Annotated in this window: 1 protein-coding gene; it reads right to left on the minus strand. The window is 41.7% G+C overall.

Annotation, left to right across the window (positions count from 1 at the left end; translation table 11 throughout):
- A partial coding sequence (locus KTR06_RS24355; protein ID WP_217290896.1) for an AAA family ATPase occupies nt 1-521 on the minus strand: 521 nt, incomplete at both ends.

Genomic DNA, 521 nt, shown 5'->3' on the forward strand with positions numbered 1-521 from the left:
ATGGTTAGGTATCCACTCTGATAAATTACCGGGATGGGATTGGTGGATTCAGAATCTATACTGTTCAACACTTGGACATCGGTCTCTTCATGTGCCATCCGCTCCAGGTCATAATGATGTTTTTTTAGCAATTTCACCAAATAGGTAGGCGTGCCCGTTTCAAACCAATAACTACCAAACTCTTTACGCTTGAAAGCGTTCAGCAGACTGAACGGATTGTACATGCCGATTGAATTGTGCGTAAAATGATAGCCATCATAACATTCTCTCAAATCTTCACAAAGTTTATCATACGTTATTCCACGTGCTGCTGCAAATTCATGTAGTTCCGCTTCCAGATTTTCATGGATTTCACGCTCGCTGACACCACAAATTTCGACGTACTCATTCCACATTGAAATATCATCCAAATTGTTCAAGTCGCTGAATACACTGACTTTGCCAAACTTTGTCACGCCGGTAAGCAGAGCGAACTTTATATACCCGTCCTTCGTTTTCAAAGCGCCATAAAATGGCTTCAG

Source organism: Bacteroides sp. MSK.20.12 (assembly GCF_019052435.1).
In the GTDB taxonomy this organism is placed as follows: domain Bacteria; phylum Bacteroidota; class Bacteroidia; order Bacteroidales; family Bacteroidaceae; genus Bacteroides; species Bacteroides xylanisolvens.